Source organism: Pseudanabaena sp. UWO310 (genome assembly GCF_006861605.1).
Taxonomy (GTDB): Bacteria; Cyanobacteriota; Cyanobacteriia; order Pseudanabaenales; family Pseudanabaenaceae; genus Pseudanabaena.
The window spans coordinates 35,423-44,106 of the sequence record NZ_SELU01000046.1 but is presented as its reverse complement, the minus strand read 5'-3'; the positions used below and the strand labels follow the sequence as shown (position 1 = coordinate 44,106).

8 protein-coding genes are annotated in these 8,684 nt (G+C 35.8%); all 8 read right to left on the bottom strand.

Going from position 1 to position 8,684, the window contains the following annotated elements:
- Window positions 1-243: 243 nt before the first annotated feature.
- On the bottom strand, window positions 244-1,350 hold the full coding sequence (locus tag PseudUWO310_RS15435) for a glycosyltransferase family 4 protein (RefSeq protein WP_142602787.1): 1,107 nt from the start codon (window positions 1,348-1,350) through the stop codon (window positions 244-246).
- A gap of 3 nt (window positions 1,351-1,353) precedes the next feature.
- Window positions 1,354-2,511, bottom strand: a complete 1,158-nt coding sequence (locus PseudUWO310_RS15430) for a glycosyltransferase family 4 protein (RefSeq protein WP_142602785.1) — start codon at window positions 2,509-2,511, stop codon at window positions 1,354-1,356.
- Between the two features lie 147 nt (window positions 2,512-2,658).
- Entirely contained in the window at window positions 2,659-3,825 is a 1,167-nt protein-coding gene (locus tag PseudUWO310_RS15425) for a glycosyltransferase (RefSeq protein ID WP_142602783.1), read from the bottom strand.
- A 15-nt stretch (window positions 3,826-3,840) separates the two neighbouring features.
- Complete coding sequence (locus PseudUWO310_RS15420) at window positions 3,841-4,413, bottom strand: D-glycero-alpha-D-manno-heptose-1,7-bisphosphate 7-phosphatase (protein WP_142602781.1); 573 nt, start codon at window positions 4,411-4,413, stop codon at window positions 3,841-3,843.
- Window positions 4,410-4,976, bottom strand: a complete 567-nt coding sequence (locus PseudUWO310_RS15415; protein WP_142602779.1) for an SIS domain-containing protein — start codon at window positions 4,974-4,976, stop codon at window positions 4,410-4,412. Before PseudUWO310_RS15415 ends, PseudUWO310_RS15420 begins: the two co-directional genes overlap by 4 nt.
- 10 nt (window positions 4,977-4,986) lie before the next feature.
- Window positions 4,987-5,916, bottom strand: coding sequence for an NAD-dependent epimerase/dehydratase family protein (locus PseudUWO310_RS15410; RefSeq protein ID WP_142602777.1), 930 nt, complete (start codon window positions 5,914-5,916; stop codon window positions 4,987-4,989).
- 4 nt (window positions 5,917-5,920) lie between these two features.
- Window positions 5,921-7,123: a class I SAM-dependent methyltransferase gene (locus PseudUWO310_RS15405; RefSeq protein ID WP_142602775.1), complete on the bottom strand. Its 1,203-nt coding sequence runs from the start codon at window positions 7,121-7,123 to the stop codon at window positions 5,921-5,923.
- A gap of 318 nt (window positions 7,124-7,441) precedes the next feature.
- A complete protein-coding gene (locus PseudUWO310_RS15400) occupies window positions 7,442-8,635 on the bottom strand; it encodes an FkbM family methyltransferase (RefSeq protein WP_142602773.1) in 1,194 nt (397 codons plus the stop codon).
- Window positions 8,636-8,684 lie beyond the last annotated feature (49 nt).

Here is an 8,684-nt window from a genome sequence, read left to right as displayed (position 1 = left end):
ACATTCTTGCAACAATTCATCGAGCAGTTCTTTGCGTATATTCATCTGTTTTGGTGTTAGTAGTTGTGTGTCTAGATTGTCTCTCTGTATATATCCCAGACTTTACACAAAATACTCTACACTCTCTCGACCGCTTTCCATGCTGGAGTTGCTTTCACTACGGGGCTTTCACTCCCTCACGATTTAACTGACCAGTGCCGCGGTATGCTCTTCTAAGTTTTAAGTTTACTTATACCTAGCTACTTACAAAAACCTTTTTAGTACTTCTACGGTTGCTTTTCCCGTCTTTTCCCAACTAAATTGAGTAGCCCTTTGTAATCCCAGTTGGGAAAGATGCGATCGCAGTCCCGCATTATTAGCGATCGCCTGCATCGCATCGGTAATTTCTGCCACGTTATAGGGATCGATCAAAATCGCCGCATCTCCTGCAACTTCGGGCAAAGATGACAGATTAGAAGTAATCACTGGTGTACCGCAAGCCATTGCTTCAATAACGGGTAACCCAAATCCCTCCCACAATGATGGAAATACTAAAGCGATCGCACCACTAATAATTTTAGGTAAATCTTCATAAGGAACATAGTCGAGAAATTTCACCTGATTGGTAATACCTAATGCTTGGATTTGTTCTTTTAATCTGGGAGTATAGCGATTATCCGGAGGGCCAGCCAACCAAAGTTGACATTCAAGATTAGATGGCACATTAGCAAATGCAGAAATGAGACGATTCAGGTTTTTATAAGGATCATGTCTACCAATATATAAAAAGTATGGAAATCGAGTATTAAATCCATCAGCAATTACAGGAAGAAAGTGATTTGCATCATAAGCTAAAAGAATAGGAGTAATCTTATTAGATGGAATATGACAAAATTTAACAATATCCTCAGCAGTGGATTGAGAATTACAAATAATATGTTCTGATTGAGTTAGAACTTGTGGTACATAATATCGATGGTAGGGAGTGAGAGGTGAAAATCTTTTGGGGAAACGTAGGGGAATGAAATCATGCACCATCACCACACTAGAACAATTAGAAAATAACGGAGCTTCGGGAATGGGTGAAAATAAAAGTTTAGACTTTAATTTCCTATAAATTCTTGGCAACTGAAATTGTGTCCAAATCAACCTATTCAAATGCCCTTTTGTCCCTTTCTCAGAAGTTAAGTTGTCAGGGATTAAATAAGATTCAAATCCAGAGTAAATTTCAGAACTTAGTAGAACAGGTGCAATAGATTTTAGATAGGGAAAAACATTTTTGGTATAGTTACTTATCCCTGTTGATTTAAATAGAACATTTGACAAGTTAACTATCAATCTATCGCAAGAAATATTCTCTTTACTAATCATGAATCAGATAATACTTTTATAGGCTTTTAACGTTTCTTTTGCGGTATTGTCCCAAGAGAATAAATTGGCTTGGGCTTTACCTCTACTAATTAAACTTTCCTTTAGGTGGCGATCGCTAATTACCTTTAGTATGGCTTCAGCAATTTGCATAAAATCATTCGGATCAATAAGGATAGCCGCATTTCCAGAAACTTCTGGTATTGAAGAATTATCCGAAGTTATAACTGGAGCACCAAGAGTCATCGCTTCTAATATAGGCAAACCAAACCCCTCATAATGAGAAGGATATACAAAAACATCTGCCCTTGAGTAAAAAATCGCTACTAATTCGTCAGCTAAGTAGTCAAGATGAAATATTTCATTTGTATAAGATGAGCTTTGAATATCTTTTAATATTGATTCATACTTCCAACCTTTTTTGCCAATTAATACTAACTGGTGGTCAATTTTATAATTTTTTTTAAGCAAGTTAAAGGCATAAATAATATTATTAATATTTTTTCTAGGCTCAAATGTACCGACAAATAGTATGTAAGGCTTAGTGAAGTCATAGCCTATATTTTCTTTTAATATATCAAGAACTTCATCCTTTACATAATTATTATGATAACGACTAGCTAACGGCGTAACGTATATTTTTTCGGGCTTTACATCTAAATATTTAATAATATCTCGTTTAGAACTTTCAGAAACTGTGATTATTAAATCCGTCCAACCAATACAATGCTTAACACGTTCAGAATAGTTTTTAGTAATTGAACTCACAAAATCTGGGTACTTGATAAAAGCTAAGTCATGAATAGTCATTACTTTTAAACTTTTAGAACAAGGGTAAACTACATGATCTAATCCATGCAAAATATCAGGGAAACCAAAAGCACTTTCAAGGTAAGGAATAATCGGATTAGGAAATCTAGAAAGGAAACTGGAAATAGTAACAGGAATGGGAAGCTTATATATTTTAGTATCTAAATTTAAAAATTTTGGTGCCTTAGCTTTAAATCTCAACCATTCTTTTAATCTTGGCTGATAGACGACACTCATCAGAAAATCATCTTGATCTTGTAAATTATACAAAGCATAAATCAAGTTTTTAGCGTATAGACCAATGCCACTAGGCTGACTGGTCAGTGATGTGCCATCTATTGCAATTTTTAGCATCTATAGCAGTCCTAAATCATTTGTAGATTTTTGGGTTTGCGGAAGCACTGCCCTTTTGGGGAGCGCTTCCACAAACCATTTAGGATTGCTATATCTAATCAAACATTCAATTCGCATAACTTATAAATAATTCATTGATATCATAGATTAACTTTTAAGTATCCTATTTATTTGATTTGCATATCCTTGCAAACTATGAAATTCTTTGTATTTTTTTTGCATATCATTTAGCTTTTCTTTAATACCTATGTCCTTTGTAAATCCTATGATTTGCTCCATAGTAGCATTAGGATTACTCCATTCTATTATCAATTCTTCCAGTTGATATTTAGCTAGTTCAAATGCCATCCAAGTATTGCTTGAGACTACGGGTATCTTCCCTGCAATTACACATTCAGCAAATATTCCAGATGTTCTTTCTCGATAGTCAAAGGAATTATACGGCATCAGACAAACATCACAAGCTACTAGCCATTTTAAATATTCTGTCCTCGTAAGGCAATCTTGAAGTGTTTTTACATTTACACCACCCAAAACTGTTGATATTTGCGAACTTTCGGCAACTAACAAGCATATTTGATCGGCATTTTCACAAGCAGATGAGGCAAAAGATTTAATAATATCTAGCCCTTTTTCCTCTCTAGGGGAACCCACCCACCAGCATAGTATTTCCTTGCTTTGCTTCGTAAAAACATCTTCCTCACATGCAATCTCGGTATGAGGTATCGGCACTATATCGACTGGCATATCGAAATAGTTAGATAGGGACTTACTTAAAAGTTCACTATCAGTAACTAATCGAAAATTCTTTGCAGGTAAAATGGATCTAATCAGATTATTTAAAAATTTATAGGCAAAGCGATTTTTCTGATTATGGATATCTCGTCGGTAAAGTAATAAAACCGACAAATTATTTCTAGGTACAAGAAATAAAGTTAATATGACTGCTAACAGATGGGAAATAACAAATCTTTCCAAAAAAATCACTCCATATTCTGAATTTGGCATAGCCTCATGACGCAAGTATTTCGCCAATCGGATTGCCCAGTCATAAATACTTTTTATTTTAAAAATCTTAAATATTGTGGAGGTTTCCCATTCAAGTTTGTCGCTATCAAGACAAGCATTCCAGTTATCTGGTAAATGGCTAATCATTTCATCGGGAGCAGTTGCCACTAAATGTTTATAACCAATTAATTTAGCGGCTTTACCAACTGCTTGATGATAATCAATAACATGCCCTTGACCACCAACTAAATCAGGAACAACTGAAATTAGAATAGGTGTTAAATTATTCTCATTATTTTTATTCATATTTTGATAATTAGTTTAATTTTTAATAAGTTCAATTGTTTCTGATAGGCTATTAAATATAGAGACTATTTTTCTGTCATTATCACATAACATTTTTGATGTAGATGCGCCTCTACCAGTAAGCAAAAGTACGGGATTACATCCAGCGCTAATAGCACATTCGATATCACTAGATGCATCCCCCACAAAAAAAGACTGCTCAATATCAATATTGTATTTTTGAGATGCTTGAAAAAGCATATTAGGAGAAGGCTTTCGACATTGACATTGAATTGAGGGAAGGTGTGGACAAACGAAGAATTCTTCAAATCGCACCCCAAATGCACTATATTCTTCACGAATATGTTTATGAATCAAGTCAACCATATCCATAGAGAAATAACCACGCCCAACACCAGACTGGTTAGTGATGACAATTAGTAAATAGCCTGCATCTTGCCATTTTTTTAGTGCTTCCCCAGCTTTTTGAGGTATTTGGACTTGACTAGGCTGACTTAGGTAAGGAACATAATCAACTATGACACCATCTCTATCTAGAAATAATGCTTTTTCTGATTGGATAGATGATTTTTTGGGTTTGGAATTCATGTTTTGGGAAATAAATTAAACTCCACTTGTTCGCAAATACGATGATAAGTAATAACGTGAATCTCTTGAACCAATGGAGTATGATTTGCCTCAACGAATAGACTGTAATCAGTTAGGGATTGTAAAATACCTCCATTATTTCCTGTCATTCCTACGGTTTGTATTCCTATCTTTTTAGCGGTTTCTAAAGCTAGAACTACATTTTTGGATTTACCAGAGGTAGAAATGACCCATAAAATATCCCCAGGTTTACCCAATGCTTCTAACTGACGGGAAAAGACCGTTTCAAACTCGTGATCGTTAGACCATGCTGTAAGTACCGCAGGATTTGATACTAACGCGATCGCTGGCAAACCTTTGCGATCAAATAAAAAGCGACCAATAAACTCAGCCGCAATATGCTGCGCATCAGATGCTGAGCCACCATTACCACAGATAAACAATGTATTACCATTCTGAAAACATTTAGTAATCACATCTGCAACTACTTCAATTGATTGGCAGTAATCGTTAGTAAATGCTTCCGTAATTCTGCTGAGTTTATCTTCGATCCAGTAATTCAAAATTATCTCCTCAATTATGCTCTGGCACAAGTTGTGTTCTTTGTTCCCAAAACCATTCAATTGTTTTCTCTAGCCCTAACTCTAGGGGAGTCAGGTTTAAATTTGGGATATAGTGTCTTAGTTTTTGTACTTCCAAGCATTTAGACTTAGCTCCAACATAGCGATCAGTATCAAACTGCACTAAATTAAAGTCGTAGCCAATATTTTCACAAATTAGCTTGGCAAAATGTCTAATTGAAAACTCTTCTCCCGCACCAATATTAATAATTTGATTGTTAGTGCCATTTGCTAACTGTATTGCAATATTGACAAAATCATCGATGTAAACAATTTCTCTACGCTGATTGCCATCTCCCCAGAGGGTAACTGTTTCACCGTAAAGCTTAGCACGAATAATTTTCCGAATTAGATCGAAAATAAAGTGCATTTGCCGTCCATCAGTATGGTAGCTGGGACCATAGAGAGTCGAAGGAACTAGACAAAGATAGTTCAAACCATATTGTTTATGTAATGCTAGATGCCCTGCATACAACATTCGCTTGGTCATTGCATAGGTAAACAAGCTATCTATAGGCATTCCCGTTAGATAGTTTTCTTCTATTAATGGCAATTCTGGGGAGTAGGCACAACTAGTTCCCATACTTATTAGTTTTGCCTGTGGTTGATATTGCTGCCACCAAGAAAGAACATTGGTATTTATGCGTTGATTAATAATCCATTGTTCTCCAGGATGGTATAGGCAAAAGTCCCCGGCCTGAGTCCATGCTGCTAGGTGATAAATTTGATCGTAGGCAATTTGATTAAATTGCAGTAGTGAATCCGATCTTTCTAAGTCACAGTTTTTAGAGTTTAACCGATGAACTTTATGCCCTATCAATTCCAAATGAGCGCATAATGCTGTTCCTAAAAATCCAGTAGCACCAGTAACTAATATTTCCATGGAACTAAACCTCTTTAGGGTTAACAGGAAAATAGAATTCTATACCTTTATCAATCAGATGTTGATTATTAGCAAGAATTTCTTTCTTGAAATTCCAAGCAAGGACATAGTATATATCGGGCAAATCACAAACTTCTTTTTCTATAACAATCGGTATATGCATTCCAGGAGAGTATAAATTACGGCGTAATTCATTTTTTTCGACTAAACAATCTAGATATTGAGTGCCTACACCAAAGTAATTTAACATCGTATTTCCTTTGACTGGGGCTCCAAAGCCAAAAATCTTTTTGCCTTCTTTTTTAGCCGCTTCAAGATATGACAAGTTCTGCAACTTCATCTGTTTAATGCGATCGCCAAATTCCAGATAGGTTGCCAATTCATTGCTTCGCGCATCTGTCTCTGCCTGACGGAGAGTTTGTAGGCGATCGCTAATTTCACGCTTACCTTTATGCGTCACAAAACCAACAATCGATCCACCATGAATCGGGGAAAGATAGGCATCAAACATAGCTAAACCATGTCGATTGAGCAATACTTCAATATTTTTGAGGTTGTAATAAAGTAAATGTTCGTGATAGATCTGATCAAAAGCTAAATTTTCAACAATGCGCTTCATGTAAAGAAACTGTACGACAAATACACCATCATCTCGAAGTGCTTCGCGGATTCCTTCACTTACAGAGTGAAGCTCCTCAAGATGGAAAAATACGCCTGCCGCATTGATGATATGAAACTTACGGTTAAGTCGCTGCACTAGCTCAAGATTGAAAAACTCATTTAAAGTTGTAATTCCCGAATCATTAGCAATTTTCGCAGTGGTTTTTGAAGATTCAACACCGAGAACATCATAGCCTAGAGCCTTAAAATGTTGCAGTTGAGTACCATCATTAGAACCGATGTCTAAAACACATTTAGATTTAAGATCCTCAAAAAAACGCTTATCTACTTCTTGAGCAACTGTTTTAAAGTGTTCGCTCAAAGATTTGGTTACACCTGATAGATAGGTGTGATTCCCAAACATAATTTCTTTTTTTACGGTGTAATCTAGCTGAACTGTTTCGCAGTCTTGGCAGTAGAGTAACCTCAGTGGATAGAATGGTTCTTTCCCAATTTCCTCTGATTTCAGGAAATGGTTGCACCAAGGCTGAGAACCAAGATCTACAGCCAGTTCTAAGTTAGTTGAATCGCAGACACGACAGTTCATAAATGGTTTTACCCTTAGCAACCAATGAAGCAATATGAATAAACTATGAGATACCTAAATATTATTAGAATATTAGAAAGTCCCTGTAACTAACAGATTATAGTTTAATTTAGTTTTTTGCCAATGTTGTATTTATTTATCATAAATTCTCCTATACGTATAGCTAGCTGCTCTATGGCTCTAAAAGATATTTCAGCCATAGGAATACCAATAAGTAAGTGGGCTTAATTAAATATAAAACCCAAAAATCCGTAGGGCACGCTGTGCGTGCCCTACAGGTTTTAATTCTGGATTTTAATTATGCTCAGCTACTTATGTTTATATATAGGGTGCTGATTTGAAATTATCAAACTGAGAAATCCGAATTACCCTTGCACTTTTAATCGCAAAAGTCTTGTCAGAAGTGCCATTTAAAAACTCAAAGTAAATATTGGCTTCACAAGTTTTGGATAGATCGATCACCCAATCTTTATAACTGTCTGCAATCAACTTGGTATAAGCATGGTATCTAAAGATGATTTTATCTTGAACTTTAACACCACACATCATTTCATTGTCCGTACCTTGCGCAACAAAGTCCAAATCAATTATGTATCTACCCTTATCAAGCTTAAGAGGATTCTTTAAAGCAAGCATACTACCTGATGTATTTATAAAATCATCTTCAGTTAAGGTCTTCACTTCAACAAATGTAAATGGTATGGAATAAGGTGTTTCTGACAACCTGTCTTGATGAATATAGAGATTATTGCGAATTCCCACACCCTGAGGATAGTCTGTTGGAGTCTTGATTTCCTGATAAGAATTTAAATCAATTGCCACGTATCCCTTATCCCTTAATAAGTCAAGGCATCTAGTGTCTGAGGGTTGGGTTTCTAAAATTAAATGAGGTCGAGCAGTCGCGATCGTATTTAATGCACCGATAATCGCATCAAACTCAGCTCCCTCAATATCCATTTTAATTAAATTTGGAACTAAGCTGGTAAAGTCTACAAAGTCATCAAGTGATAGCGTATCTATATTAAACGCAGCTACCTCTTGATCACTATTAGAGTAAATACTGTCATTTAGATGACCTCCCAAATAGATTGGAACGGTTTCATTTGACTTGCTGTAGACCGCAACATTATAAAGTTGAACATTACTACAGCCACTCATAACTATATTCTTTTGACAAATCCCAATAATTCTTGGACTTGCTTCAAAAGAACATACAATGCCTCGCGAACCTACCATGCGAGACATTACTGTTGTCAGACCACCGAAGTTTGCCCCAACATCAAATACAACATCTCCAGGTTTACAAAGATCTCTTAGAGCTATTTGAACAGGAGGCTCCCAGAGGTTTCCCTCATACCAGAAAGAAATTCCAAAAATATTCTTTGAATCATCAGACCGAGTATCACGAAGTTTTTGAATCGATTCTTCTAGTCCTGCTATCGATTCTTCTAGTCCTGCTATAGCTAATGCTTTGCGAAGTTTATTCTTCAGCCAATTCTTAAGAGATTTCATAATATTATGCTGATTGTTATACTTAATTGAAGAGCGCTCTAAAATGTGG

What these genes read in the sequence shown, in the direction of transcription:
- PseudUWO310_RS15435 (WP_142602787.1), bottom strand. Translation starts at nt 1,350, where the DNA reads ATGATTAGTAAAGAGAATATTTCTTGCGATAGATTGATAGTTAACTTG.
- PseudUWO310_RS15430 (WP_142602785.1), bottom strand. Translation starts at nt 2,511, where the DNA reads ATGCTAAAAATTGCAATAGATGGCACATCACTGACCAGTCAGCCTAGT.
- PseudUWO310_RS15425 (WP_142602783.1), bottom strand. Translation starts at nt 3,825, where the DNA reads ATGAATAAAAATAATGAGAATAATTTAACACCTATTCTAATTTCAGTT.
- PseudUWO310_RS15420 (WP_142602781.1), bottom strand. Translation starts at nt 4,413, where the DNA reads ATGAATTCCAAACCCAAAAAATCATCTATCCAATCAGAAAAAGCATTA.
- PseudUWO310_RS15410 (WP_142602777.1), bottom strand. Translation starts at nt 5,916, where the DNA reads ATGGAAATATTAGTTACTGGTGCTACTGGATTTTTAGGAACAGCATTA.
- PseudUWO310_RS15405 (WP_142602775.1), bottom strand. Translation starts at nt 7,123, where the DNA reads ATGAACTGTCGTGTCTGCGATTCAACTAACTTAGAACTGGCTGTAGAT.
- PseudUWO310_RS15400 (WP_142602773.1), bottom strand. Translation starts at nt 8,635, where the DNA reads ATGAAATCTCTTAAGAATTGGCTGAAGAATAAACTTCGCAAAGCATTA.